Raw genomic sequence first — 26,620 nt, forward strand, 5'->3', positions numbered from 1 at the left:
GGCGCGGGGAAGGGTCAGCGGGTGGGGAGGGTGGGGATGAGGGTGTCGAGGTAGTCCGCGGTGTCCTGCCAGCCGTGGACGGCGTGGCAGGTGACGCCGAGGGTGAGGACGGGGTAGTCGTTGCCGTCGGGGTCGAGGCGGTCGCCGATGAAGAGCATGTCGTCGAGGCTGATGCCGGTGTGTTCGGCGAGGCGTTGCATGCCGTAGGCCTTGTCGATGCCGCGGTGGGTGATGTCGACGCTGGTGGATCCGCCGGAGCGGACTTCGAGGTCGGGGATGCGGGCGGCGACGGCTTCGCGGAGGGTGTTCTTCTTCTCGCCGGTGGGGTCCCAGGCGGTCTTCGCGTCCAGGGGTGCGGACTGGCCGAGGGCGGAGAAGGTGATCTGCGAGCCGCGGTCTTCGAGGATGGGCCCCCAGGTCTGCTCGGCCCAGAGCCCGAGGCGTTTGGCTTCTTCTTCGACGGCGGCGAGGGCGCGGGTCTTCTCGTCGTCGGTGAGGCTGTGGGCGTAGACCGTGGTGATGCCCGCGGGGGTGAGGCGGTAGTACTGGGTACCGCAGGTGGGCAGCAGGTGCATGTGATCGAGGATGTCGTCGGTCGTGTCGGGCAGCTGCTCGACGACCTGGGCGCGGAACTGGGCGAGCTGGCCGCCGGAGATGATCGCGACCTCCACCCGGGAGGCGAGCGCGAGCAGCAGGTCCGCGATCCGCGGATCGACCGCGCTCTTGGACGGGGCGAGCGTGTCGTCCAGATCGAACGCAACGAGCTTCGGCGGCTGAGTCATGACGGCTCTCCAGCGGGTGTCGGGATCTGCCGGCGGCCCGGCGGAAGGATCTGAGCGCGGCGGCGCGGCTCCCGCCATCCTATCGGGGGCGACCGCACCCGCCGTGCGCGCCCGGTGCCCCCGTCGCCTTGTCCCCGTGCCCCGCTCCGCGAGACTGCATTCCCCGCACGAGATCATAGGTATCACCCGTGATCTCGTGCGAAAGATGCAGTCTCGGGGATAGGTTGGGGGGACTCCCGTTGCGGAGAGGTCGAGGCCGTCGGAAACGCAAGAAGAGGCCGACCCGAAGGTCGACCTCTTCTGCTGTGCGGTCGGGGTGACAGGATTTGAACCTGCGGCCTCTTCGTCCCGAACGAAGCGCGCTACCAAGCTGCGCCACACCCCGTGGCAACCGTTCGAGTCTACCCCAGCCCGAGCGATTCCCCGAATCGCGGAGGCATCATCGGAGCTGCGCGCGGTGCCGACGGAGTGCGACGACGGATGCCGCTGCGAACCCGAGGGCGAGCGCGCCCACTCCGAGTCCCGCGACCGTGCGCATCGAGGGTCCGCCGCTGATCGCCAGCATGTCGACGAAGGTCGTCTCACCCTCCTCCCCGCACGTACCGGTGTGCAGCACGACGAGTTCGGCGCCCGGCGCGGGTCGGTAGGCGAGTTCGGCGATCCAGAGTTTCGTCCCCGCCTCAGCCGAGGTGACGTCAGGGGAGACGTACTCACCGGATGCGGAGACCGCCAGCGGAGACGTCCGATGCTCGAGCGTCTCCGCGTCGCAGCGTGGCGCGGTGCCCGGCTCGTTGTGGAACACCGAGAACACCAGCTGCGCGTCGACGCCGTCGCCGAGCCCCGTGACCGTGGCCCGGTCGTTGTACGGGTCGCCGACGCCCGCGTGTTCGACTGCGCGGGTGGTCACCGCGGGTTCCTCGACGACCGTCGTCTCTTCGGTGAGTCCGCAGGTTCCGCGAGCGAGCAGACGGGCCTCGCCGCCCTCGGGCATGTGCCAGAGCGACTCGATCCAGTAGTGCACGCCGGCAGCGTGCAGGCGGACAGCGGGGGAGGCGTACTCGCCCGCAGCGGTCACGGCGACAGGGGAGGCGGAGGTCTCGGCGACGCGCGTCTCGGGCGTGCAGGCTTCCGCGGGGGTGACGCCCTCGGGCGCCTGGAACACCTCGAAGCTCAACCACGTGGTGCCCGTCGTCGGGACGAGACCCTCGACCAGCGCTGTGTCGACCGCCGCGCCGCCCAGCCCCACGGAGCTGACCGCCCGCGTCGACACCGTCGGCATGGCGGCGCGAGTCGTCTCGCTCTCGACCCCGCACGCGCCCTCGTGGATGAGGCGACCCTCGATGTCGGTCGCGCGTTCACGCCACACGTATGTGCCGAAGTCGGGGACCACGGGCCCCGCGATGCGCACCGAGCCCGGTTCCGTCGCGCGCACCGCCTCCTCCGGCCCCTGCCAGACGAGGTTCTCGGTCGTGCACGCATCCGTCGCCGCGACACCGTCGGGAACGCGGAACACGGATGCGGTCACGAGAACTCCGGACGTCGGGAGAGGCGCCCCCACGATCACCTCGTCGGACATCCGGTCGCCGACCGCCACCAGGGCATCGGCTCTCGATGAGACCTCCGGGATCATCGTGATCTGACTCTGCACCCCGAAGCGTTCCTGCCAGACGTAATCGGCGGTGAACGCCGCTGCGGTCTCCGGGCTCTGTCGGGAGCGCTCGATGCGCCACACGGCGGTGTAGAAGCCGGGGCCGGGCAGCGGCTCAGCGGACTCGACCCGGTACGGTGCCGTCGGGCCGATGGCGGGGTCGGTGGTCACCTCGAGCTCGGCGACCTCTTCCGCATCGGCCGGGGGAGCGTCCGTGAGCTGCGGCTCCGTCTCTGTTCGATACAGGATCGCTGTGGCCGTGACCGGAAGGTAGCCGCCGTCGACCGTGCGGGCCCAGGCGCCTCGGGTGCTGGCGAACGTCACGTCGTCGACGTACGCGCCGCCCGGGATGTAGCGCGACACCACCTGCGTCGTGACGAGCGGGTCGAACGTCGTGTCGCGCTCCTGCTCGTCGGCTCCGGCGAGCGGGAACTCGAGGCGGCCGCCCGGCCCCGCCGTGTCCTGGCCGCCCGGCGTCGTGAAGTGACGAACGACGGGCAGGAAGCCGCCGATGAAGTGCCCCTCACCAGAGACACGGAAGCGCGTGCCTCCGGTGGGAGCTGATGCGAGGATGTCGTAGGCCACACCGATCTGTGCGTCGTCTCGCGTAGCCTCACCGGTGTCTGCGAAGACCGCGTTCTGCAGCGTGATCCGCCCGCGCGCTCCGGCGGCGTCCGCGACGGCGGTCACCGTGCCGCGCAGGGGAGAAGCCGCATCCGTCGCGAACTGCAGCGAGCCGGTCGCCGTCGTCTGTCCGGCAGGCAGGGCCATCGCCTCCGCGTAATAGGCGGCGGCGAGATTCTGCACGGCGCCGTTGTGGTCGGGCGCGACATGGCGGAAGACCCAGTCGATCGCGCCCTGCAGAGTGTCGCCGGGATAGCCGAAGTGATGCAGCGACTCGTTCCAGTTCGCGATCGCCTTCACCGCCCAGGCAACGGCCGCCGCCTGCACAGGGTCGTCGGTCTGCCCGTAGGTGGAGACGAGCATGTTGATCGCGGTGAGTCGCTGCGGGTCGAGACCGGCGGCATTCGGGCTCGGGCCGTTGTCGACGCTGTCGCCCGTGGGAAGGGGCCGCCCGGGAAAGATGCAGTAGGTGTGCATGCCGCTGATGGCCATCGAGCCGTGCCACCCGTAGCGGGTGGAGCTCGCCCACTCGCCGAAGCCGGTTCCGGGAGAGGCTGCGGATGCGGGCATGATCGACACCGCGGCGGCGACGACGGCGGCGGCGAGGACGAGGAGAGCGGCGAGCACACGTTTCATGTCCCCGATGCTCGGCGGCATCCGCATCCACCGCCGGGCGATACGGACGAACGGGGACGGCGCGCGCGCCGCATCCGGCTGTGGAGAACCGGACCCTCTCCGTCAGGCCGCGGGGACCAGCGTCAGAAGCGAGGCCTCCGGGCGGCAGCCGAAGCGCACCGGCGCGAAGATCGAGTGGCCGATGCCGGCGCTCACGTTCAGCGGCACGCGGCGGCCGCCGTGTGCCCACGTGCTGAGGCCCCGGGCCTGGTCGAGCGGGATGTCGCAGTTGGCGACGATCGCCTTCGACGAGAACGGCACGCGCACCTGACCGCCGTGCGTGTGCCCCGCCAGCAGCAGATCGGCGTCGAGGTCGACGAACCCATCGAGCACCCGCCGGTACGGCGCGTGCGTCACACCCAGCACCAGATCCGCCTCGCCCGCCGCGCGTTGTTCGGCCCGCTTCGGCACGAGAGCGGGGAGGTCGTCCCAACGTCGGTGCGCGTCGTTCACGCCGAAGGCGTCGATGCGCAGCCCCGCCACCTCGAGCGTCGTCGTGGTGTTGTCGAGGGCGTGCCAGCCGAGCTCATCGGTCAGGAATCGATCGAGAGCGCCCGTGTCGAGCGCCTCCGCCGACCGATGCGCCTTCGACGGGCCCGTGAAATAGCGCAGTGGATTGCGGGGCGACGGCGCGTACAGATCGTTCGAGCCGTGCACGTACACGCCGGGTACGCCTCGCAGGCCGGCGAAGGCGTGCCGGATGCCTGCGAGTCCCTCTGCGTGACCGAGATTGTCGCCCGTGTTCACGACGAGGTCGGGCGCGAGCTCCGCGAGGCGCGCGATCCACTCCTGCTTGCGGTGCTGCCACGGCGCCATGTGCGCGTCGGACAGGTGTAGCACGCGCAGCTCGCGCGCGCCCGCGGGCAGGATCGGCAGGGTGTGCTCGCGCAGCGTGAACAGGTACCGCTCGACACCGATGCCCCACACCGCGGCACCTACGCCGACCGCCCCCACCGCTGCGAGCGCGGTGAGGGCGGAACGGCTCGGACTGCCGGTCAACAGCTCTTCTTGGAGTAGTTGATCAGGATCTGCGAGCCGCGGTTGACGGCCGTGCCCGCAGCGGGGTTGGTGCCCGTAGCGCGGCTCTCGTTGTCGGGCAGCTTGTCGTCCGGGGTGCAGGCGCCCAGTGCGATGGAGGTGAATCCCGCATCCTGGAGCGTCTTCTGCGCATCCTGAACCTTGCCGCTGACGGCCGGGATGGTCGCCCCCTGGCCGTTGCTGGGGTTGATCGTGACGGTCGTGCCGCCCGCGACCTGACCCGCGCCGGGGTTCTGCGCAGCGACGATGTCCGTCGGCTGGTCGGAGTCGACGGGGTCGCCCACCGTCACCTCGAAGCCGGCGTTCTGCAGCGTCGTCTGCGCCTGGTCGAGGGTCTGCCCGACGACGTTGGGCAGCTCCTTCAGCGTGCGCTTCGTGAGGTTCGGATCCGGCGCGGGGAAGTCGCCCGCGGGATAGACCTGGTCGGCCGTGCGCTGCAGGTTCTTGGCCAGCGTGTAGCGGATGTTCTGGAGACCGCGACCGAACATGTCGTTGTCGCCCTGCACCGTGCCGACCCACGCGGCGTTGACGACGCGCGTGCTCGACTCGATCATCCAGGTCTGCAGAGCCTCGTGCGTTCCCGTCTTACCGATCAGCTGGGTGCCGTCGTAGGGGTTCGCTCCCGAGCCGGTTCCGCCGTTCATGACGCCTCGGAGGGCGTAGGCGGCGGTGGCGGCGACCTCAGGGGAGATCTGCTGCGTGCAGGTGCGCTGCGGAGCATTCAGCTCGTTGCCCGCGGCGTCCGTCACGCGCTCGATGGCCTGCGGCTGGCAGTAGATGCCGTTGTTCGCGACGGTGCCGTACGCGCCTGCCATGGCGATCGGCGAGATGTTGTCGACACCGATGACCTCCGACGGGTTCGACATCGTGATGTCGCGACCGTCGCCGGTCGTCACACCCATCTTCTTCGCGACCTTCGCGATGTCGCACATGTCGAGCTCGGAAGCCATGGCGAGGTAGCCGGTGTTCAGCGACTGCGCCGTGAACGACATCGGCGTTCCGACGCCACCGCTGACCTTGCCGAAGTTGTTGATGGGGGTGCTGTTGACGATGTTGCCGGTGCAGGAGTTCGTGAAGTTCTTGAACACCCTCATCCGGCCGTCGAGCACCTCGTTCACCGATCGGCCCTGCTCCAGCCAGTCGACGAGCGTGAAGAGCTTGAACGTCGAGCCGGCTTGGAAGCCACCGGAGTTGCCGAACGTGGAGTCACCTGCGTAGACGAGGGAGCTGTACCCCTCGCCGGCGTTCGCCTCTTCCGAGAAGTTCGTGTTCTGGGCGATCGCGAGGATGCGGCCGGTGGACGCCTCGATGCTGACGGTCGCGGCACCGAAGTCGATGCCCGAAACGGATGCGGGGGCGTTCTCGGCCATGCTGACCGTCGCCTGGTACTGCATGTCGGGATCGAGTGTCGTGTAGATCTGCAGACCGCCGCGGCGCAGGTTCATCGCGCGCTCCGTGTCATCGGCACCGAAGGCCGGGTCCTTCTTGACCACGGAGACCACGTACTGGCAGAAGTACGGCGCGCTGGTCGCGGCGCACCCCGTGGTCGGCTGCGTGATCACCGGCGTGATCGGCTCGGCCACCGCGGCGTCGTGCTGCTCCTGCGTGATCTTGCCGTCGGAGAGCATCCGATCGAGCACGTACGTCTGGCGCTTCTTGGTGAGCGCGTAGCCGTCAGCGGCGCCGTTCGTCTCGCGATTGGGCTGATCGATGCGGTACGTGTTGGGGTTCTGCACGATGCCGGCGAGGGTCGCCGCCTGGCCGAGTGTCACGTTGGCCGCGGGCACACCGAAGTAGTACCGGGATGCGGCGTCGATGCCGTAGGTCGTGCCGCCGAAGTTGGCGATGTTCAGGTAGCCGAGCAGGATGTCGTTCTTCGAGTACTTCTGCTCGAGCCCGATCGCGTAGCGCATCTCCTGGAGCTTGCGCTCGATGCCTTCGCTGCCGGATGAGTTCGTCGCCTCGAGGAAGCACGACTGCCGCTCGTCCTCGCTCTGCGCGTTCCACTCGCAACGCTGGATCAGGATGTTCTTCACGTACTGCTGGCTGATCGTCGACCCGCCCTGGGTGTTCGCGCCGCCCTCGAGGTTGGAGAGCACGGCACGCGTCGTGCCGATCAGATCGACGCCGCCGTGGTCGTAGTACCGCGGGTCTTCGCTGGAGAGGATCGCGTCGTACATGACGGTCGCGATCTGGTCGAACTTCACCGGCGAACGGTTCTGGTCGTAGAAGGAGGTCTGCGGGACGAAGTTACCCGTGCCGTCCTTCCAGTAGATCGTCGACGGCTCCATGATGTCGTCGATCTCGAGGTAGTTCGGCATGTTGTCGAACAGCTTGATGGCTTGCGATGTCGCGGCGCCGGTGACGGCGATGGCGGGCGTGACCGTGGCGGTGATGAGAACACCGGCGACGACGCTCAGGCCGACGAGTCCGGCGAGGCCAGAGAGCACACCGGTGGCCGTGCGTTTCTTATCGGGCATAGGGTGATCGTAAGCCAGGATGCTGGGCGAACACTCGAAGGCGCTGCATCCGGTTCCCGCTGTTTCCGGGGCTCAGACCCCGTCCTCACCCACGAACGGGAGACGCCGTGACCACCTGGGAGTACCTCACCACTCCGCTGTTGATCCACAACACCGCCGCCATCTTGAACAACTGGGGCAAGCAGGGCTGGGAGCTCGTCCAGGTCGTGCAGGGCCCCGAGGGTGGCCTGGTCGCCTACTTCAAGCGTCCGGTCGGCTCGGATGCGGCCGCCAATGCAGGCCTCGGTGCGGCACAGGCTGCCGCGCGCCAGTTCGAAGGAGAGAACGCATGAGCACGGTGTCCGAGCGACTCGCGGAGCTGGGGATCGACCTGCCGGAGGTCGTACCGCCCGTGGCGTCCTACATCCCCGCAAAGGCCTTCGGCGACCTCGTGCACACCGCCGGCCAGTTGCCGTTCGTGGCGGGACAGCTCCCTGCGACGGGCAAGGTCGGCGAGGGCGAGGGTCTGGTTGCGCCGGAGGATGCCGCGACGTACGCGCGTCAGTCCGCGCTCAACGCGGTGGCCGCGGCCGCAGCCGCCGTCGGCGGTGTCGACCGCCTGACGGGTGTGCTCAAGGTCACCGGTTTCGTCTCTTCCGTGCCGGAGTTCACCGGACAGCCCGGCGTGATCAACGGAGCCAGCAACGTGCTCGCCGAGATCTTCGGCGAGCACGGACGTCACGCCCGCTCCGCCGTGGGCGTGCCCGTGCTCCCGCTCGACAGCCCCGTCGAGGTCGAGGTCGTCTTCACCGTCGCCTGAGGCGGCACCACGAAAGAGCCCCGCGCCCCCCAAGGTCGCGGGGCTTCTTCGTGCGTCCACCCGGTGCCTCGCACGCCGGAGTGAGCGCCGACTGTCGGCTCATCGTCGGGCGAGGCGGCGCGCCGTGACGATCGCGCTGCCGACGAGGAGAGCGAGCATGGCGGTGAGGATCGTGCCGGTCTGCATCTCGAAGCCGGTGGCTGCGAGCTCATCGGGCACGTGCGCGGCGAGGGCGGATGGAGTCGCCGACGTCACCTGGATCGCTCCCCATCCGACGAGGTTTCCCTCCGTGTCGGTCAGCGCGATCCTGTGCGCTCCGGCGGCGGCGTCGGCTGGCAGCGTCAGGCTCACCATGCCCGCCGCATCCACGACGGCCCGTCCGAGGGAGATCGGGGACGAGTAGAGCCATCCGTTCACCGTCTGGCCGGCGTAGTCGGGGTCGATCGAGATCGTGACGTCGGCTCCGGCGCGCCCCGTGGCGGGGACGACGACCGTCCCGCGCATCTCCTCGGTCAGCACCTCCGCGGACGGTGCCTGCGGCACGGAGGGGGTGCCGGGCCCGGCGGCCGGCGCGGTGGTGAACGTCGTCGTCGCGGCCATGCTCGGCCCGAACCACCCCGTGCTCTCGAAGAAGTAGCCGGCCGTGATTGTCGCCGTGTATGTCGTGGCCGGCTTCAACGCGTTGAACACGCCGATCGTGCCGTCCGCGGCCGAGGCTGCGCGCTCGATGGTCTCTGCGCCGTCGTCGAGGACCAGTTTGTAGACGATCGACGCGCGGGAGGTCGGGCCCGTCTGCTCGGGGAGGAGGTCGTTCACGGTGTGCACCGAGAACGTGACGTCGGTCGCGCCGACATCGGCACTGGTGATGACGGGTGCTGAGGTGATGTCGGGGAGGACGAAGAAGAAGTTCGAGACGCCCGCGCTGCCGGAGGCATTGATGGCCGCGACGTCCACGGCGTACAGGCCGGGTGTGAGCTCCGCCAGGGGGAAGTCGCCGGGGGTGCCCCGTTGCAGGACCGTCGGTTCGCCGCCGGCTCGTGGTGTGACGCTCGCTTGATAGGTCTCGACCGGGCCACCGCCCGTTCCCGCAGCGACGGTGATCTTCGCCGACGTGGGATCCACGAGCGTGATGGTGATCGACGGCACGGCCGGACGTTCCACGGCCTCGACGGTCGAGTCCGGACCCGTTTCGGCGGCGGCCGCCATCGTCGGGGCTCCGAGCGCGAATGCCGTCGCGAGGGCGAGCGACGAGACGAGGAGCCGGATGCGGCGCGGTGAGGGATCGACGAGGTGTCGAGGCATGAGCTGTCTCCTGGTGCGGCCGAAGGAACGAGATCGATCGGGGGCTGTGAACGGATCTCGCGACGACGCTAGTGGTGCGGCCGCGTCGTATCCCGGTCAGCGGACGTTCCCAGACGATCCCGGACAGTCCGGTCGTCTGTTTGTCGCGCCACGAGGGGTGCGCCAGAATGAGCGTCTGGGAAATACGGGGGTCAGGATGAAGGGCGACGGCGTCGGGCGTGTCTCAGGGGAAGGTTCCTTGATCTCCGTTGCGGAGGATCTCCAGCGGCTGCGTCATGAGGCCGGGGTTGTGAGCTACGCGGAGATCGCGACGCGGGTGACCAGCTTGAGGGCGGTTCGGTCCGGCCGTTCATCGGTCGCCGTGTCGCGCTCGACGGTGTACGACGCCTTCCGCCCCGGACGTACTCGGCTCGACGCCGATCTGGTCGTCGACATCGTGCGAAGTCTCGGAGTCACGGAGGCGGATGCGGAGAGCTGGCGCGCCCGGTGCATCGCAGCCAAGCCCGCCGCACCGCGGCCCACGTCGCGCGTGGGGACGGCATCCGGTGCCGAGGCGCCACCGGTGACTGCGGCATCCGTGCTCCGTGTCGACGTGCCTCGCCCCGGCGGGCGACGCGTCGCCCTCGTCGTCGGCGTCATGATCGGGGCCGTCCTCCTCAATGTGGCGGGTGGCCGTGTCGTGCTCTGGCTCGATCTGCCGCTCTACCTGGACATGGCCGGCACCGCCGTCGTGGCGTTGGTTCTCGGGCCGTGGTACGCGGTCGCGACGGCCATCGTCACTCAGCTCGGCGGTGTGCTCGTCAATGAGAGCACCCTGGGCCTTCCGTTCACGCCGGTCGCGGTGGTCGGCGCGCTCCTATGGGGGTACGGCGTGCACCGCTGGGGATGGGGGCGCTCGCTCTCACGGTTCTTGCTGCTCAGCGTGGTCGTCGCCGTCGCGTGCACCATCGTCGCCGCCCCGATCACGGATCTCGTGTACGGCGGCTTCAGCGCCCATGTGGCCGGAAACTCCCTGACGGCGCGATTCCGGGATGCGGGCATGGTGCTTCCGCTCGCAGTCGCGACCGCGAATCTCATCACCTCGCTACTGGACAAGCTGATCGCGAGCTTCGTGGCGCTCTCGCTGGCCGCCCCCATCCGACGCGGGATCACGAAGGATCGGATGCCGTCGCCGGATCTTCCGCCGATGGCTCTGTTCGCCGGCCGCCGCCCCTGGCCGGCTCTGCGCGTCGGCGTCGCGGCGCGCCGGGCCTCCGCCCTGTGAGCGTCGTCGTGCTCGTGCTCTCGGGCGGCGAGCTCATCTACACACCCTCGACCTCACTGCCCTGAGCTCCATCGCGAACGAACGAGCCCCGCATCCTCTGCGGGATGCGGGGCTCGTTCCTTCGCGGCTACTTCGTCGAGAGCTTGGCCTGGATGGTGGACATCACCATCGTGTCGGCGAGGGTCGTCGTGTCGCCGACCTCGCGCCCCTCAGCGACGTCGCGGAGCAGACGCCGCATGATCTTGCCGCTGCGGGTCTTGGGCAGCTCGGTGACGATGTAGACGTCGCGCGGGCGGGCGATCGGGCCGATCTGCTCACCGACCCAGGCGCGCAGGGTCTGGGCGAGGCCTTCGGGGGAGTGCTGGCGCAGGTAGCTCTCCTTGATGATCACGAACGACACGACGGCCTGGCCGGTGGTCTCGTCGCTTGCTCCGACGACGGCGGCCTCGGCGACCGCTTCGTTGCCCACGAGCGCCGACTCGATCTCCGCCGTGGACAGGCGGTGTCCGGAGACGTTCATCACGTCGTCGACGCGGCCCAGCAGCCAGATGTCGCCGTCCTCGTCGCGGCGGGCGCCGTCGCCGGCGAAGTAGTAACCGCGGTCGGCGAACTTCTCCCAGTACGTTTCGACGAAGCGGTCAGGATCGCCCCAGATGCCCCGCAGCATGCTGGGCCACGGCTCGGTGACCACGAGCAGTCCGCCGGCGTCGTTGCCGACCTCCTCGCCCGACTCGTCGACGACGTCGACAGAGATCCCGGGAAGCGGGACCTGCGCCGAGCCGGGCTTGGTCTCGGTGACGCCGGGCAGGGCCGAGATCATGATGGCGCCCGTCTCGGTCTGCCACCAGGTGTCCACGATCGGCGTGCGCTCGGCGCCGATCACGTTGCGGTACCACATCCACGCCTCGGGGTTGATGGGTTCGCCGACGGAGCCGAGCAGCCGCAGCGAAGAGAGGTCGAACTCCTGCGGCACCTGGCGTCCGATCTTCATGAACGACCGGATGGCGGTGGGCGCGGTGTAGAGGATCGTGACCCCGTACTTCTCGATGATCTCCCACCAGCGGCCGGGATGCGGGGTGTCGGGGGTGCCCTCGTAGATCACCTGCGTGGCGCCGTTCGCGAGTGGACCGTAGGTGACGTAGCTGTGGCCGGTGATCCAGCCGATGTCGGCTGTGCACCAGTAGATGTCGCGCTCGGGGTGCAGATCGAACACGTTGCGGTGCGTGTAGGCCGCTTGCGTGAGGTAGCCGCCGGACGTGTGCAGGATGCCCTTGGGCTTCCCGGTGGTGCCGGAGGTGTACAGGATGAACAGCGGATTCTCGGCGCCGAACGGCTTCGCCTCGTGCTCGGCGGATGCGGCCGCCACCGCGTCGTGCCACCAGATGTCGCGCCCGGGCGTCCAGTCCACGTCGTTGCCGCCGCGGCGCACGACGAGCACGTGCTCGACAGTCTCCTGCACGCCCAACCCCCGGTCGGCGAGAGCCTGGTCGACGGCGGGCTTCAGGGGCGAGACCTTCCCCTTGCGATAGCCGCCGTCCGCCGTGATCACGAGCTTCGCGCCGGCGTCGTCGATGCGTGCGCGAAGGCTGTCCGCGGAGAATCCTCCGAAGACGACCGAGTGGATGGCGCCGACCCGCGCCACCGCGAGCATCGCGGCGACCGCCTCGGGGATCATCGGCAGGTAGAGCGCCACGCGGTCACCCTCGCCGATGCCCAGCTCCGTCAGCACATTGGCGGTGCGCTTGACCTCCTCGGTCAACTCCGCGTAGGTGACGCGGCGCTCGTCGCCGGGCTCACCCTCCCACAGCAGAGCGACGCGGTCGCCGTTGCCCGCGAGCACGTGGCGGTCGAGGCAGTTGTAGGCGACGTTGAGTTCGCCGTCGCCGAACCACCGGGCGAAGGGCGGGCTCGACCAGTCGAGTACCTCGGAGAACGGCGTGTGCCAGTGGAGTTCGCGTGCCTGCTCGGCCCAGAAGCCTTCTCGGTCGGACGCCGCCCGTTCGTAGAGCTCGGCGGTGGCGACCGCGTTCGCCGCGAACTCGGCGCTGGGGGAGAAACGACGGGTCTCGTTCAGCAGGTGGTCGATCTGGCTGCTCATGGCTCGCTCCTTTGCGCGCTGTTCGGGATGACGTGCGGGACGTCTCGCACATCATGACCCGCTCCGGTCGGAGGCGGATACCTCCATTAGAAGGTGGGCGATGACGACCGATATATCAATCGGATTGGTCCGGCATGCCGTTTGGCCGCCGGTGTGAGGTTGCGTATGCTCGTGTGCGCCCGCCCTCGCGGCGGGGAGTACGGCCCTCATCACCCCCAATTTGCGGGGCTGTGCTCGGCGGCATCCCAACCCCCCAATGGGATGCCGCCTTTTCTTTTGCCCGCGCGCGGTTTCGCCTCCGTCCGCGACGCCGCCCGTTCGCATCTCCCCAGCCGTCCCGGGGCCGCGGTTCTTCGACCGTGCCTCGTCGGACGCGGCGTCGGCGGCGGGCACGCGCCTAGCGTCGTCGTCATGCCCCAGCCCTTCGTCGTCGCTCCGCGTAGCGCGCCCGCCTCCGGCGGCACGGCGACGCCGGAGGCGGAGGCGCCGCAACCGACACTCGGCGCTCTGCCCGTCGCCGCGTGGGATCCGGTGCGGGTGCATCTGGGCGATCCCGAGGTCACCGACATCTTCATCAACGGCGAGCATGGCCTGTTCGTGGACCGCGGCCGCGGCGCCGAGCAGGTCCCGCACTGGCACGCCGCGGAGAGCGAGGTGCGCGAGATCGCGACGGGTCTCATCGCACGGGGCGGTCGGCACATCGACGATGCGACCCCCTGTGTGGACGTGCGCCTCGACGGAGGCGTGCGGGTGCACGCGGTGCTTCCTCCCGTCAGCGCGGACGGCACGACGATCTCGATCCGTGTTCCGCGGCGGCAGCTCGGCTCCCTGGCCGCCCTGCGCGAGGCGGGCATGCTCGACGTCCGCGGCGAACACGTGCTGCAGCGGCTCGTCGACGCCCGCGAGAACCTGTTGGTGACGGGCGCGGCCGGCAGCGGCAAGACGACCCTCCTGGCGGCGCTTCTCTCGTCCGCGCCCGAGCGCGAGCGGATCGTGACGATCGAGGATGTGGCGGAGCTCCGCATCCGTCACCCGCACCACGTGCGCCTCGAGGCGCGCCAGGCGAACCTCGAGGGCGCCGGCGGCATCGATCTCGCCCGCCTGGTGCGCGAGGCGCTGCGGATGCGGCCGGACCGGCTCGTGGTGGGCGAGTGCCGCGGTGCCGAAGTGCGCGAGCTGTTGACGGCGTTGAACACCGGGCACGACGGGGGAGCCGGCACGCTCCACGCCAACGGCATCGACGATGTGCCGGCGCGATTGGAAGCGCTGGGGGCGCTCGCCGGCCTCGACGACGCCGCGCTCGCCCGCCAGGTGGTCAGCGCGATCGGTGTCGTGATCCACGTCGCCCGTGACGGCGGCGGCATGCGGCGCGTGGCGGGCATCGCGCGTCCGGTCCTGCTCGACGGGCGGCTCGGGATGGAGTCGCTCCCATGGGGCTGATCGCATCGCGCCGGCCCGGTCCCGATGGCGTGGGGGATGCCGCCCAGCGTCTGTCGGTGCTGCTGCGCACCGGCATCTCACCGGCGTCGGCGTGGGCGTTCCTCGCTGCAACGGGAGACGCGGATGCGGTCGCCATCCACGCGGCGCACAACGGCGGACAGGCGATCCCCGCTGCCATCGCGGCCCGAGGCGATCGGTGGCGTCCGCTGGCCGCGACCTGGCGGGTAGCCGCGGCCGTCGGCGCTCCGCTCGCCGAGAGCCTCCGGGCCGTCGCCGCCGCGGTGCGCGACGCGCAGGAGTGCCGCGACGAGGTGCGGGTCGCCCTCGCGGAGCCCGCGGCCACCGCGCGACTCATGGCCTGGCTGCCGCTCGTGTCCATCGGCCTGGGCGTCGCGCTGGGCTTCGACACGATCGGCGTCCTCACGGGCAGCCCGATCGGCATCGGATGCCTCATCGTGGGCATCGCCCTGATGATCGTGGCCCGCGTCTGGACCGGTGCGCTCACCCGCCGTGCGACGCCGCCTCCTGCGATGCCGGGCCTGCACGCCGAGCTCGTTGCGATCGCGCTCTCCGGCGGTGTGTCGATCGAGCGCGCCCGGGCGCTGGCCGACCCCGAGGTCGAGACCACCGACGAGGGGATCGACGGGCTGCTGGAGCTCTCGCGCTCGGCCGGAGTCCCTGCCGTCGACCTCCTCCGCGCCGGCGCGTCCCTCGCCCGCCACCGCGCCCGCACGGACGGTCGGATGCGGGCGGCCGGGCTCGGCGCTGCGCTCCTGCTGCCACTGGGCGTCTGCATCCTTCCCGCCTTCCTGCTGCTGGGGGTCGCGCCGATGCTCATGAGCGTGCTCGGCGCCTCCGCACTCCCGCTGTGACCGCGTGCCCACCCGCCGGTGCCCATCAGAGAGGAGCAACACATGACACCCACTGCCAGAGCCCACAGCCGCCTTCCCGCTCTCACCCGCCGCCGTGCGGCAGAGCTGTTCGGCGACGACTCCGGAGCGGCGACGGCCGAGTACGCGATCGCGACGATGGCCGCCGTCGCCTTCGCGGGACTCCTCGTGATCATCATGAGATCCGACGAGGTGCGCGGGATCCTCGAGGACCTCGTGCGCCGCGCTCTCACGGTCGAATGAGATCCCGGCTCGGCGATCGCGGCTCGGCCGCGGCGGAGTTCGCGGTCGCCGTGCCGGCGGCGTTGCTGGTGCTGATCCTCGGCATCGGCGGGCTCGCCACCGCATCCGCTCAGGTGCGCCTGCAGGACGCCGTCGCGGATGCGGCGCGGCTCGCGGCGCGGGGCGAGGACGCCGCGCGGGCGCTCGCCGTACTCACCCGCACCGTCCCGGGCGCGACGGGCACGATCGGAGACGAGGGCGACCTCGTGTGCGTGACGGCGTCGGCCCCGGCGCCGCTGCCGGTGATCACGCTCCGTGCGCGCTCGTGCGCCCTTTCGGGTGGGCGCTGATGCCCGGCACGGCGGTGACGGTGGGCGTGATCGGCGCGCTCGCCGCTCTCGTCGCGGGCCTCGGCGTGGTCGGTGCGGCGAGCGTGCATGCGCAGCGATTGTCCGCGGCCACGGATGCGGCGGCGCTCGCCGCGGCGGACGCCGCATCCGGTGCCGTGACGGGAGTCCCGTGCGAGCGCGCCGCCCAGCTGGCGGCCACCGCATCCGCGGAGGTCGTATCCTGCGAGGTGGAGGGTCTCATCGCGACCGTGCGTCTCAGCAGCGCTTTCGGTCCGTTCCCCGCCCAGGCCGCAGCCCGCGCGGGTCCCGCGCCCGAGCCGCGCGACGACGGGTGAACCGGCCCTCCAGCCGACCACCGACCCGAGGTGTGTATGGTGACAGCGACGAAAGGACCACCGTTGGCAATGGGTTCTCAGACCACGACGAAGAGCGGCAAGACGCTCGTGATCGTCGAGTCGCCGACCAAGATGACCTCGATCCAGGGCTACCTGGGTGATGACTACGAGGTGCTCAGCTCCGTGGGGCACATCCGTGACCTCGCGAGCAAAAAGGACATTCCGGCCGAGAAGAAGGCCGCGTACGGCAAGTACTCGATCGACGTCGACAACGGCTTCGACCCCTTCTACGTGGTCAACGACCGCAAGACCAAGACCGTCGCCGAGCTCAAGCGGGCGGTGAAGGATGCGAGCGAGGTCCTGCTCGCCACCGATGAAGACCGCGAAGGCGAAGCCATCGCGTGGCACCTGCTCGAGGTGCTCAAGCCCAAGGTCCCCGTCAAGCGCATGGTGTTCCACGAGATCACCAAGGACGCCATCCGCGCCGCCGCCGAGAACACGCGCGAGCTCGATCTGGCCCTCGTGGACGCGCAGGAGACCCGTCGCGTGCTCGACCGTCTCTACGGCTGGGACGTCTCGCCCGTGCTGTGGCGCAAGGTCGGAAGCGGCCGCGAGGGCGCCGCCCTGAGCGCCGGTCGCGTGCAGTCCGCGGCCACCCGTCTCGTCGTCGACCGGGAGCGCGAGCGCATGTCGTTCGTCTCGGCGAGCTACTGGGACATCGAGACGCTCGCCGTCAAGGGCGACCAGTCGTTCACCGCGCGCCTGGCCCGCCTCGACGGCGCACCGCTCGCGCGCGGCACGGACTTCGACGACAAGGGCCAACTGAAGAAGGCCGTGGTCGTCCTCACCGAAGAAGACGTGCGCGCGCTGGCCGCGGCCATCGAGAGCGTCGGCACGGCACAGGTCTCCGCGCTCGAATCGAAGCCGGGAACCCGCAGCCCTCGAGCGCCGTTCACGACCTCGACACTGCAGCAGGAGGCCGGCCGCAAGCTCTCGATGAGCGCGAAGCACACGATGAGTGTCGCCCAGCGTCTCTACGAGAAGGGGTACATCACCTATATGCGCACCGACTCGACCTCGCTCTCGAAGCAGGCGATCGAGGCGGCGCGCGAGCAGGCAGTGAGCCTCTACGGCGACCGCGCCGTGCCCGCGAACCCGCGCGTGTACGCGAGCAAGAGCAAGAACGCGCAGGAGGCGCACGAGGCCATCCGTCCCTCTGGCGAGCACTTCCGCACGCCCGCATCCGTCGCCTCCCACCTCGATCGCGACGAGCAGCGGGTGTACGACCTGATCTGGAAGCGCACGGTCGCGAGCCAGATGGCCGACGCCAAGTACGAGACCACCACCGTCACGCTCGCGCTGACGGCGGACAAGAAGGCGCTCGAGTTCACCGCATCCGGCACCGTCTACACCTTCAAGGGCTTCCTGGAGGCGTACGAGGAGGGCCGCGATGAGAAGCGTGCCGACGCCGACAAGGCCGACGACCAGTCGCTGCCCGCCCTGAGCGTCGGCGACGAGCTGGCCACGCGCGAAGTGGAGCCCAAGGGGCACTCGACGTCACCGAAGCCGCGCTACACCGAAGCGAGCCTCGTGAAGGCGCTGGAGGAGAAGGGCATCGGTCGTCCTTCCACGTTCGCCAGCATCATCGACGTCATCCTCGACCGCGGCTACGTCTCCAAGCGCGGTCAGGCCCTCGTGCCCAGCTGGCTCGCCTTCAGCGTCGTGCGTCTGCTCGAGCAGCACTTCTCCGACCTGGTCGACTACGACTTCACGGCGGCGCTCGAGGACGACCTCGACGCGATCGCCCGCGGCGAGCAGCGACGTGAGCAGTGGCTGCGGGAGTTCTACTTCGGTTCCGAGAACCACGTCGGGCTCCGTCACATCGTCGACAATCTCGGCGACATCGACGCGCGCGAGCTCAACGCCACTCGGATCACCGACACCGCGACGCTCCGCTTCGGCAAGTACGGTCCGTACCTCGAGGTGGTCGACCCTGCGGATCCCGAGGCCAAGCCCCGCATCATCAACATCCCCGACGAGCTGGCGCCCGATGAACTGACCGCCGAGAAGGCGCAGGAGCTCGTCGACGCTCCGATCGCCGGCGACCGCGTGCTGGGCGAGAACCCCGACAACGGCAAGCTCATCGTCGTCAAGGACGGCCGTTTCGGGCCCTACGTCCAGGAAGTCGATCCCGTCGATCCGGATGCGGTGGACGAGGCGACCGGTGAGGTCGCCGAAGCGCCCAAGAAGCGCGGCGCGAAGAAGGAAGCCGCGCCCAAGCCCCGCACCGCCTCGCTCTTCAAGAGCATGTCGGTCGACACCGTCGATCTCGACACGGCGCTCAAGCTGCTCGAGCTGCCGCGCGTCGTCGGTGTGGACCCGGCGACCGAAGAGGAGATCACCGCTCAGAACGGCCGCTACGGTCCGTACCTGAAGAAGGGCACGGACTCGCGCTCGCTCGACTCCGAGCAGCAGATCTTCGACATCACCATCGAGGAGGCGCTCGAGCGGTACGCACAGCCCAAGTACGGCGCCAGGCGCGCATCCAGCGCTCTGAAGGAGTTCGACGCCGACCCGGTCAGCGGCAAGCCGATCAAGATCAAGGACGGCCGCTTCGGTGCCTACGTCACCGACGGTGAGACGAACGCGACCATCCCGCGCGGCGAGACGGTCGACGACGTCGACTTCGAGCGGGCGAAGCAGCTGCTCGCCGACAAGCGCGCCAAGGGCCCTGCGCCCAAGCGCACCTCGGCGCGCAAGACGACCACTCGCAAGACGCCCGCGAAGAAGTGACCGCCGCGACGCCGTCGGGTCTGTGGATCACCTTCGAGGGTGGTGACGGCTCGGGAAAGACCACGCAGGCGGGCCTGCTCGAGCAGTGGCTGCGCGAGTCTGGACGCACGGTTGTGCGGACCCGCGAGCCCGGGGGCACGGAGGTCGGCGTTCTCGTGCGCGACATCGTGCTGCACCACCGCGGCGAGGTCGCGGCGCGGGCCGAGGCGCTGCTGTACGCGGCGGATCGCGCCCAGCACGTCGAGACGCTCGTACGGCCCGCCCTGGCTCGCGGCGAGATCGTAGTGCAGGACCGCTACCTCGACTCGTCCGTCGCGTACCAGGGCGCCGGACGCGTGTTGGATGCGGGGGAGATCCGCCAGCTGTCCCTCTGGGCCACCGGGGGCGCCCTGCCGGATGTGACCGTGCTGCTGGATCTCGACCCCGCATCCGCACGCTCCCGCCTCGATGCCGCCGACAAGCCGTTCGATCGCCTGGAAGCGGAGAAGGACGAGTTCCACGCGCGGGTGCGCGCCGCTTTCTTGGACCTCGCCGCGGGTGAACCGCAGCGCTTCCTCGTGATGGATGCGACCGCGGGTGTCGAGGAGATCGCGGCCGTCATCCGCGATCGTGTCGCAAGCCTGCTGCCTCCTGTGGACGCTGACGGGAGCGTCGACGGCCGCGGATAGGCTGGGCGCATGCACACCGCCACGTCCTCTCTCGCCTGGGAAGACGTGTGGGGGCAGGACGACGCGGTGCAGCTGCTGCAGGCGGCCGCATCTGATCCCGCACAGCTCACGCACGCGTGGCTGATCACGGGCCCTCCCGGTTCGGGCCGCTCGACGCTGGCCTACGGGTTCGCAGCGGCCCTGATCGCCGAGCCCGGTGATGAGGCGGCCGTCCGCCAGGTGCTCGCTCGCACCCATCCGGACCTCACCGCGCTGCGTACGGAGCAGGTCGTCATCCGCATCGAGGAGGCGCGCCAGCTCGTCGAGCGCGCGTACTACTCGCCCTCGCTGGGCCGATATCGCGTGATCGTGGTCGAAGACGCCGACCGCATGGCCGAGCGCACCTCGAACGTGCTGCTCAAGGCGCTCGAAGAGCCGCCTGAGCGCACGATCTGGGTGCTCTGCGCGCCGAGCGACGCCGATCTGCTGCCCACCATCCGTTCCCGTGTGCGCACGGTCCGCTTGCGCGAGCCGGATGTGTCCGACGTCGCTCGTCTGATCACCCAGCGCACCGGGGTCGACGCGGAGGTCGCCGAGCAGGCCGCGCGGCACGCGCAGCGCCACATCGGCATGGCCCAGCGCCTGGCGACGGATGACGACGCGCGCCGGCGTCGCGACGAGACGCTGCGCAGTGCACTCGCCGTGCGCGGGGTCGGTGACGCCGTGGACGCAGCCGCCCGCATCGTGCAGGTCGCCACCGACGATGCGAAGGCCCTCACCGTCGAGCGAGACGAGGCCGAACGGGCATCACTCCTGCGAACCGTCGGCCTCGCCGAGGGTGCCGCGGTGCCACCCGCGGTCCGATCGCAGCTCAACGCGCTGGCCGACGAGCAGAAGCGGCGCGCGACGCGCAGCCTCCGCGACGGCATCGACCGCGTCCTCACCGATCTGCAGTCGCTGTTCCGCGACGTGGTGATGGTGCAGTTCGGCCGCACCGACGGCCTCATCAACACCGAATTGTCCGACGACCTGCATGCCCTTGCGGCGGCATGGGAGCCGACTCGCACCCTTCTCGTCCTCGACGAGATCGCCCTGACCCGACGGAACCTCGAGCGCAATGCGGCCCCCGCGCTGGCGCTCGAGAGCCTGCTGGTCGCCGTCGCCACCGGAAGGAGCGCGTCATGAGCGCCGCCCCCCGCATCCGTCGCCTGATCGCCGTGACAGGTGTCGTCGTCACCCTCGCCGCCCTCGCCGGGTGCGCGTTCAAGGTCGACGTCGCGCCCTCGCCGACCCGCAGCGCAGAGCCCGACACGACCGGCATCTCCGAGGAGCTGCTGCCGTTCTACGGGCAGGAGCTCTCGTGGAACGCATGTGGCACCGGCCTCGACTGCACCACGGTCACGGCCCCCCTCGACTGGGACAACCCGTCGGCCGGAGAGATCGACCTCGCCGTCGTGCGCCATCTCGCCACCGATGGAGAGCCCCTCGGCTCGCTGCTGACGAACCCCGGCGGCCCCGGCGCGTCAGGTGTCGCGCTCATCCGCGATTCGCTCTCGTTCGCGGTCGGCGACGCTCTCCAGAGCGACTACGACGTCATCGGGTTCGACCCGCGCGGCGTCGGCGAGTCGAGCGCGGTGCGCTGCTTCGACGCCCCGGACATGGACCGCTATCTGTTCGACATCCCCACGGGCACCCGCGGGTCCGCGGAGTGGAACAGTCAGCTCGAGGCGCGCAACGCGACGTTCGCCCAGGCGTGCGAGGCGAACAGCGACGGCATCCTGCAGTTCATCACGACCGAGCAGTCCGCACGCGACATGGACCTGCTGCGCGGCGTGCTGGGTGACGAGAAGCTCAACTACCTCGGCTACTCCTACGGCACGTTCCTCGGCGCGACGTACGCGCAGCTCTTCCCGGAGCGTGTCGGCCGCCTCGTCCTCGACGGCGCGATCGATCCCGAGACCTCCCAGCTCGATGTGTCGACGACGCAGGGCATCGGATTCGAATCGGCGCTGCGGGCCTACATGGCCTCGTGCCTCCAGGGTTCCGACTGCCCCTTCACCGGCACGGTCGACGACGGCATGTCGGATCTCAGCACGCTGCTCGCGAGCGCCGATCGCAATCCGCTCGTCAACGCGGACGGCCGCCGCATGGGCGCCGACTCGATGATGACCGCGATCGTTGCCGCGCTCTACTCGCAGGACAGCTGGTCGTATCTGACCACGGCGCTGTCGGACGCGTTGCAGGGCGATCCGTCGGTCGCGTTCCAGCTCGCCGATTTCTACTACAACCGCAGCGGAGGCGCTTACAGCGACAACTCCACCGAGGCCTTCATCGCCTACAACTGCATGGACTACCCGGACGATGCCACGCCGGAACAGGAGGCCGCGTCGAAGGCTCTGCTCGCGGAGCGCGCGCCGACCGTCGCGCCGTACTGGTCCAGCGACGTCGACTCGTGCGCCTCGTGGCCGTTCCCGCCGAGCGGCGAGCGTAAGGCGCTGACCGCTCAGGGCGCCGCGCCGATCGTTGTCATCGGCACGACGAACGACCCCGCCACTCCCTACGACTGGTCGGTGGCACTGGCCGATCAGCTCGCGTCCGGCGTGCTGATCACGCGGGTCGGCGAGGGGCACACCGGCTACAACAAGGGCAACGCCTGCGTCGACGACGCGGTGGAGGCGTACTTCGTCGACGGCACGGTGCCCCAGGACGGCCTGCGCTGCGAGTGAGCGCCTCCCGAGCGTTCGCGGCCGCCCGTTCGAGCATGTAAGATCGTTGCTTGTGCATCGCGGAAGCGACGCGCGCCGCCTTAGCTCAGACGGCAGAGCGATTCACTCGTAATGAATAGGTCAAGGGTTCGATTCCCTTAGGCGGCTCAGCACGAGAAGAGGGGTCCCGGAAGGGGCCCCTCTTCTGTTTTCGCCCCCGCATCCGCGCGCCCGCAGCATCCGCCCCGAATGCTCCCGCGAGACTGCATCTTCCGCACGAGATCACTGTGTTTACCCGTGATCTCGTGATCGAAATGCAGTCTCGCGGGATTGGAAGGGGATGGGGGCGGGCGGGAGGGGGATGGGATGATCGGATGGTGGGTCACACCGTCGACGTGCTGCTGGAGACGTTCACCTGGGTCGGCTTCCTCGGCGCGGTGGCCGTCGGCGTCCTCTGGCTGATCCTGCTGCTGGTCGACGGCACGTGGACCCCCGCGAACGCGGTGATCGAACCGGGCGAGAACGGACGCGTCGCGCACTGGTTCACCGCGGAGGGCGGGGTGGGGCGCGCCGTGCTCAGCGACGCCGACGAGGCGCATCTTGCGGGCGCGGACGAGGCGGCCATCTACTACCGGCCAGGTGTGGACGACCGGATGCGGTTCGTCGCGCGATCTCCGCTCGTACGGCTGACCGGGTGGTTCACGGTGGGACTCCTCGCCGTCGGTGTCCTCGCGCTTGTCCTGTCACTGGTGAGCATGTTCGCGTCCTGAGAAGCAAGCAGAAGAAACAAGTGGCGCGGAGGCTATGTAGCTAGATAAGCTAGCGACATGGCCGCATCTTCGACGTCGACCCGACCCTCCCGCTGGCTCCGGGTGGGAATCCCAGCGTTGCTCGTGCTCGTCTGGCTCGTCGTCGGCTCGATCGGCGGTCCGTACTTCGGCAAGGTCGACGAGGTCTCCACCAATGACCAGTCGACGTTCCTGCCGCAGAGCGCGGCCTCCACGCAGGTCAACGAAAGGCTTCCCGACTTCGTTGCCGGTGACAGCATCCCGGCCGTCGTGGTGTTCGCGGCGGACCAGAAGCTCAGCGACGGGCAACTCGCCGAGCTGCAGACGGTTGCCGAGGACATCGCGCAGACGCCCGGTGTCCTCGACGGCATCTCGCCGCCAATCGTGTCCGACGACGGTCTCGCCGCCCAGATCTTCGTGCCCATCGACGCCTCGGGCGAGGTGCCCGAGGCCGTCGAGGCGGTCCGCGACCTCGTCGCCTCACAGGCGCCGTCGGGCGTCGAAGGATGGGTGACCGGTCCCGCCGGCTTCACGGCGGACCTCGTCGAGGGCTTCCTCGGCATCGACGGGCTGCTGCTCGGCGTCGCGCTCATCGCCGTCTTCGTGATCCTCGTCATCGTCTACCGGTCCCCGCTGCTGCCGGTGCTCGTGCTGCTCACGAGCGTGTTCGCGCTGTGCGTGGCCCTGCTGACCGTGTGGTGGCTCGCCAAAGCCGGGATCTTCGTGCTGAACGGCCAGGTGCAGGGCATCCTGTTCATCCTCGTCATCGGCGCCGCCACCGACTACGCGCTCTTGTTCGTGGCGAGATACCGCGAGGCGGTGGCCGAGGGGCAGAAGAGGTGGCCGGCGACCGTACAGGCCTGGCGTGGCGCGTTCGAGCCCATCCTCGCCTCCGGGGGAACCGTCATCGCGGGGCTGCTCTGCCTGCTGCTCTCGGACCTCGCCAGCAACCGTGCGCTCGGGCCGATCGCGGCCATCGGCATCGCGTTCGCGATGCTCTCCGCACTCACCTTCCTGCCCGCGCTGCTCGCGCTCGTCGGCCGCGCCGCTTTCTGGCCCTTCATTCCGAAGCACCCCGCCGCGGTGCCGTCTGACGACCCGAACGCCCCCGTATCGGGCCTCTGGCCGCGGGTGGCGCGATTCGTCACGCGGCGTGCTCGTCCGGTGTGGATCATCAGCACCGTCGTCCTGCTCGTGGGGGCGGCGGGCATCACGCAGCTCAAGGCCGACGGCGTGCCCTCCAGCGACCTCGTGCTCGGGTACTCGCAGGCGCGTGACGGCCAGGACGTGCTCGCGGAGCACTTCCCGGCCGGCTCCGGCAGTCCGGTCTACGTCGTGGTCTCTGAGACGGATGCGGCCGCCGCCGTCACCGCCACGTCGGATGCAGAGGGCATCGACAGTGTGGCGATCGCCGCCGCGGACTCGCCGACGGGTCAGGCGTCGGTCACCGTCTCGGGCGGCGCGCTCGAGCTCGCCGCGGTCGGCCCGCCCGGGACTCCCGCGCCTTCGGCCACCACCGTCGACGGCGACGTGCTGCTGATCGCGACGCTCGCGGATGCGGCCGACTCCGCCGCGGCCGACGACGCCGTCGTGGCGCTGCGAGACACCCTCGACAGCGATCTCGGAGAAGGCGCGGCGCTCGTCGGCGGCCAGACCGCCATCGACGTCGACACGAACGCCACCTCGATCCGCGACCGCACGGTCATCATCCCGGTCATCCTCGCCGTCGTCTTCGTCATCCTCATGCTCCTGCTGCGATCGATCCTGGCGCCGGTGCTGCTCATCGCGAGCACCGTGATCTCGTTCGGCACCGCGATGGGGGTGAGCGCGCTCGTGTTCAACCACGTGTTCGACTTCCCCGGCGCGGACCCCGCGGTGCCGCTCTACGGCTTCGTCTTCCTCGTCGCGCTCGGCATCGACTACAACATCTTCCTCATGTCGCGCGTGCGGGAGGAATCGCTTCGCCACGGCACGCGCGCGGGCATCGTGCGCGGCCTCGTGTCGACCGGAGGCGTGATCACCTCGGCCGGCCTCGTGCTCGCGGCGACGTTCGCCGCCCTCGGTGTCATCCCGATCCTGTTCCTGGCGCAGTTGGCGTTCATCGTCGCGTTCGGCGTGCTGCTGGACACCTTCGTCGTCCGCTCGCTCCTGGTGCCCGCACTCGCCTCCGACATCGGGCGCGCGGTGTGGTGGCCCTCCAAGCTGTGGCGTGCAGGGCCCGAGACGAAGGATGCGGCGCCGATGACGCGCGCCGAGTACCGGCGTACGCTCGGAGCATGACCAAGGCGCTGTTCATCGTCGACGTCCAAAACGACTTCACCGAGCGCGGTGCTCTCGGGGTGGCAGGGGGTGACGCGGTCGCGGAGCGGATCTCCGCCTACCTCGCGGAGCACGCGGGCGACTACGGCCTCATCGTGGCATCCCGGGACTGGCACGACGCCGAGGGCGACAACGGCGGGCATTTCGCCGCGGAGCCCGACTTCATCGACACGTGGCCGCCGCACTGCGTGGCGGGCACCTTCGGCGCGGAGTACGACGAGGTCTTCGACACGTCCGCCGTGACGCACCATCTCAAGAAGGGGCGCGGAGAGCCCGCGTACTCGCTCTTCGAGGGGCGCACCGACGACGGCCGCACGGCGACCGAGCTGCTCGCTGAGCACGGGATCCTCGACATCGACGTGGTGGGTCTCGCGACCGACTACTGCGTGCGCGCGTCGGCTCTCGATGCCATCGCGGCGGGGCGGCACGTGCGCGTGTTCACCGACCTCGTCGCCGGCGTCCACGCCGAGTCGAGTGAGAAGGCCCTCGCCGAGATCGCGCACGCCGGCGCTGAGGTGACCGCGTCGCGCTGAGCGCGCACGGAGATCACGAGATCCAGAGCACGACGCCGGTCATCCCGGTCAGCACGGCCGCGACGCCCGCGCGGATGGCGTCGTCGCAGCGCTCGGGGGTGAAAGACGCCTCGTCGAAGTGCGTGGCCGACCCCAGGCCCTCGCCACGGAATCCCGCACCGGTCCAGTCGACGGCAGTGACGTTCTCGGTGGGCTCGGCCAGTTCCGCGCCGAGCACGAGGAACGCGATGTCGAGGTGGTTCGGCGTCACCATGGCCATCGCGTCGATGAGATCCTCGCCGGCCGCGACCACGAGCTCGGGGTTCAGATCCATCGCGTGCACGATGCCCGTGATCGCGTCGCCGTCCGCATCCACCGTTCTCAGGTCGACGTCCTCGTCGGCCGCCCACGCGGTCACGGCGTCCCGCAGCGTCTGGGTCGTGGCGTCATCGCCGGAGGTGAGGAGCACGACGCGGTAGCCGGGTGCGGGATGCACGTCGTCCCACGACCCGCTGCGCGGATCGACCGTGGCCTCCGGCGTCGGTTCGATCTCGGGGGCGAAACCCGGCGCGGGCGATCCCACCACGCCGATCGTGTCGCGCGGAACGTTCCAGTCCGTGCTCGCGCAACCGGTCAGAGCGAGGGCGAGCGCGAGGCCGGTCGCGCCGAGGACGAGGGATGCGGGGCGGTGCGGCACGGAGAATCCTTGCAGAAGTGGGAGGGGCGTCACCAGGATGCCGGTCGCGGTGACCGGCGCCGCGCGCTCGAGCCCCGGTTCGCGCATTGTTCTCCGGATCTGCCGCCGGCGTTCACCGGCCGAGCGCACCGGCGGGTCACCCCGTGATCCTCATCTGTTCTCCCGACGGCCGATTCGTATGCCATCGATCGTTCACTCCCAGGAAAGTTCGG

Annotated in this window: 22 protein-coding genes and 2 tRNA genes; 16 read left to right on the top strand and 8 right to left on the bottom strand. The window is 69.9% G+C overall.

Annotated elements, in window-relative coordinates; translation table 11 throughout:
* Positions 1 to 14: 14 nt before the first annotated feature.
* From LXM64_RS04555 to LXM64_RS04575, 5 genes are all read right to left on the bottom strand, one after another.
* Positions 15 to 782 (bottom strand): HAD-IIB family hydrolase, encoded by a 768-nt coding sequence (locus LXM64_RS04555; RefSeq protein WP_234074812.1) that lies wholly within the window; start codon positions 780 to 782, stop codon positions 15 to 17.
* Positions 783 to 1,093: 311 nt separating this feature from the next.
* Positions 1,094 to 1,167, bottom strand: a tRNA-Pro gene (locus LXM64_RS04560).
* Positions 1,168 to 1,221: 54 nt separating this feature from the next.
* On the bottom strand, positions 1,222 to 3,690 hold the full coding sequence (locus LXM64_RS04565) for a hypothetical protein (protein ID WP_234074813.1): 2,469 nt from the start codon (positions 3,688 to 3,690) through the stop codon (positions 1,222 to 1,224).
* A gap of 102 nt (positions 3,691 to 3,792) precedes the next feature.
* A complete protein-coding gene (locus tag LXM64_RS04570) occupies positions 3,793 to 4,728 on the bottom strand; it encodes a metallophosphoesterase (RefSeq protein ID WP_234074814.1) in 936 nt (311 codons plus the stop codon).
* Complete coding sequence (locus tag LXM64_RS04575) at positions 4,725 to 7,247, bottom strand: transglycosylase domain-containing protein (protein WP_234074815.1); 2,523 nt, start codon at positions 7,245 to 7,247, stop codon at positions 4,725 to 4,727. Before LXM64_RS04575 ends, LXM64_RS04570 begins: the two co-directional genes overlap by 4 nt.
* 107 nt (positions 7,248 to 7,354) lie before the next feature.
* Between LXM64_RS04575 and LXM64_RS04580 the strand changes: the two genes are divergently transcribed.
* Both LXM64_RS04580 and LXM64_RS04585 read left to right on the top strand, forming a co-directional pair.
* Complete coding sequence (locus tag LXM64_RS04580) at positions 7,355 to 7,579, top strand: hypothetical protein (protein WP_137417732.1); 225 nt, start codon at positions 7,355 to 7,357, stop codon at positions 7,577 to 7,579.
* The gene (locus LXM64_RS04585) at positions 7,576 to 8,046 is read left to right on the top strand and encodes a RidA family protein (protein ID WP_234074816.1); all 471 of its coding nucleotides are present in this window, start codon (positions 7,576 to 7,578) and stop codon (positions 8,044 to 8,046) included. The genes LXM64_RS04580 and LXM64_RS04585 overlap by 4 nt, the downstream gene beginning before the upstream one ends.
* Positions 8,047 to 8,145: 99 nt before the next feature.
* Here the strand turns inward: LXM64_RS04585 and LXM64_RS04590 are convergent, their stop codons facing one another.
* Positions 8,146 to 9,348 (bottom strand): hypothetical protein, encoded by a 1,203-nt coding sequence (locus LXM64_RS04590; RefSeq protein ID WP_234074817.1) that lies wholly within the window; start codon positions 9,346 to 9,348, stop codon positions 8,146 to 8,148.
* A gap of 361 nt (positions 9,349 to 9,709) precedes the next feature.
* Between LXM64_RS04590 and LXM64_RS04595 the strand changes: the two genes are divergently transcribed.
* Entirely contained in the window at positions 9,710 to 10,612 is a 903-nt protein-coding gene (locus tag LXM64_RS04595) for a hypothetical protein (protein WP_234074818.1), read from the top strand.
* A 127-nt stretch (positions 10,613 to 10,739) separates the two neighbouring features.
* Here the strand turns inward: LXM64_RS04595 and acs are convergent, their stop codons facing one another.
* Entirely contained in the window at positions 10,740 to 12,710 is a 1,971-nt protein-coding gene (gene acs / locus LXM64_RS04600) for an acetate--CoA ligase (protein WP_234074819.1), read from the bottom strand.
* 411 nt (positions 12,711 to 13,121) lie between these two features.
* Between acs and LXM64_RS04605 the strand changes: the two genes are divergently transcribed.
* From LXM64_RS04605 to LXM64_RS04665, 13 genes are all read left to right on the top strand, one after another.
* Positions 13,122 to 14,150 carry a TadA family conjugal transfer-associated ATPase gene (locus LXM64_RS04605; protein WP_234074820.1) on the top strand — a complete coding sequence of 343 codons (1,029 nt, stop codon included), beginning with the start codon at positions 13,122 to 13,124 and terminating at the stop codon, positions 14,148 to 14,150.
* Positions 14,141 to 15,022, top strand: a complete 882-nt coding sequence (locus tag LXM64_RS04610; RefSeq protein WP_234074821.1) for a type II secretion system F family protein — start codon at positions 14,141 to 14,143, stop codon at positions 15,020 to 15,022. The genes LXM64_RS04605 and LXM64_RS04610 overlap by 10 nt, the downstream gene beginning before the upstream one ends.
* Before the next feature lie 42 nt (positions 15,023 to 15,064).
* Positions 15,065 to 15,283: a DUF4244 domain-containing protein gene (locus tag LXM64_RS04615; protein ID WP_234074822.1), complete on the top strand. Its 219-nt coding sequence runs from the start codon at positions 15,065 to 15,067 to the stop codon at positions 15,281 to 15,283.
* Complete coding sequence (locus LXM64_RS04620) at positions 15,280 to 15,612, top strand: TadE family type IV pilus minor pilin (RefSeq protein WP_234074823.1); 333 nt, start codon at positions 15,280 to 15,282, stop codon at positions 15,610 to 15,612. Before LXM64_RS04615 ends, LXM64_RS04620 begins: the two co-directional genes overlap by 4 nt.
* Complete coding sequence (locus LXM64_RS04625; RefSeq protein ID WP_234074824.1) at positions 15,612 to 15,947, top strand: Rv3654c family TadE-like protein; 336 nt, start codon at positions 15,612 to 15,614, stop codon at positions 15,945 to 15,947. Before LXM64_RS04620 ends, LXM64_RS04625 begins: the two co-directional genes overlap by 1 nt.
* A gap of 69 nt (positions 15,948 to 16,016) precedes the next feature.
* Entirely contained in the window at positions 16,017 to 18,740 is a 2,724-nt protein-coding gene (gene topA, locus LXM64_RS04630) for a type I DNA topoisomerase (protein ID WP_234074825.1), read from the top strand.
* Positions 18,737 to 19,408 (top strand): dTMP kinase, encoded by a 672-nt coding sequence (gene tmk, locus LXM64_RS04635; protein WP_234074826.1) that lies wholly within the window; start codon positions 18,737 to 18,739, stop codon positions 19,406 to 19,408. Before topA ends, tmk begins: the two co-directional genes overlap by 4 nt.
* Positions 19,409 to 19,417: 9 nt before the next feature.
* Complete coding sequence (locus tag LXM64_RS04640; RefSeq protein ID WP_234074827.1) at positions 19,418 to 20,572, top strand: DNA polymerase III subunit delta'; 1,155 nt, start codon at positions 19,418 to 19,420, stop codon at positions 20,570 to 20,572.
* Positions 20,569 to 22,113, top strand: a complete 1,545-nt coding sequence (locus tag LXM64_RS04645; RefSeq protein WP_234074828.1) for an alpha/beta hydrolase — start codon at positions 20,569 to 20,571, stop codon at positions 22,111 to 22,113. The genes LXM64_RS04640 and LXM64_RS04645 overlap by 4 nt, the downstream gene beginning before the upstream one ends.
* 74 nt (positions 22,114 to 22,187) lie before the next feature.
* Positions 22,188 to 22,260, top strand: a tRNA-Thr gene (locus LXM64_RS04650).
* A gap of 206 nt (positions 22,261 to 22,466) precedes the next feature.
* Positions 22,467 to 22,862, top strand: a complete 396-nt coding sequence (locus tag LXM64_RS04655; protein ID WP_234074829.1) for a hypothetical protein — start codon at positions 22,467 to 22,469, stop codon at positions 22,860 to 22,862.
* Positions 22,863 to 22,919: 57 nt separating this feature from the next.
* Entirely contained in the window at positions 22,920 to 25,160 is a 2,241-nt protein-coding gene (locus LXM64_RS04660) for an MMPL family transporter (RefSeq protein WP_234074830.1), read from the top strand.
* Positions 25,157 to 25,732, top strand: a complete 576-nt coding sequence (locus tag LXM64_RS04665) for an isochorismatase family protein (RefSeq protein ID WP_234074831.1) — start codon at positions 25,157 to 25,159, stop codon at positions 25,730 to 25,732. Before LXM64_RS04660 ends, LXM64_RS04665 begins: the two co-directional genes overlap by 4 nt.
* A gap of 13 nt (positions 25,733 to 25,745) precedes the next feature.
* On the opposite strand, the gene LXM64_RS04670 is transcribed toward LXM64_RS04665, so the two are convergent.
* Positions 25,746 to 26,495 (bottom strand): hypothetical protein, encoded by a 750-nt coding sequence (locus tag LXM64_RS04670; RefSeq protein ID WP_234074832.1) that lies wholly within the window; start codon positions 26,493 to 26,495, stop codon positions 25,746 to 25,748.
* Between the last annotated feature and the right edge of the window lie 125 nt (positions 26,496 to 26,620).

This window comes from Microbacterium binotii, assembly GCF_021398715.1.
In the GTDB taxonomy this organism is placed as follows: Bacteria; Actinomycetota; Actinomycetes; order Actinomycetales; family Microbacteriaceae; genus Microbacterium; species Microbacterium binotii_A.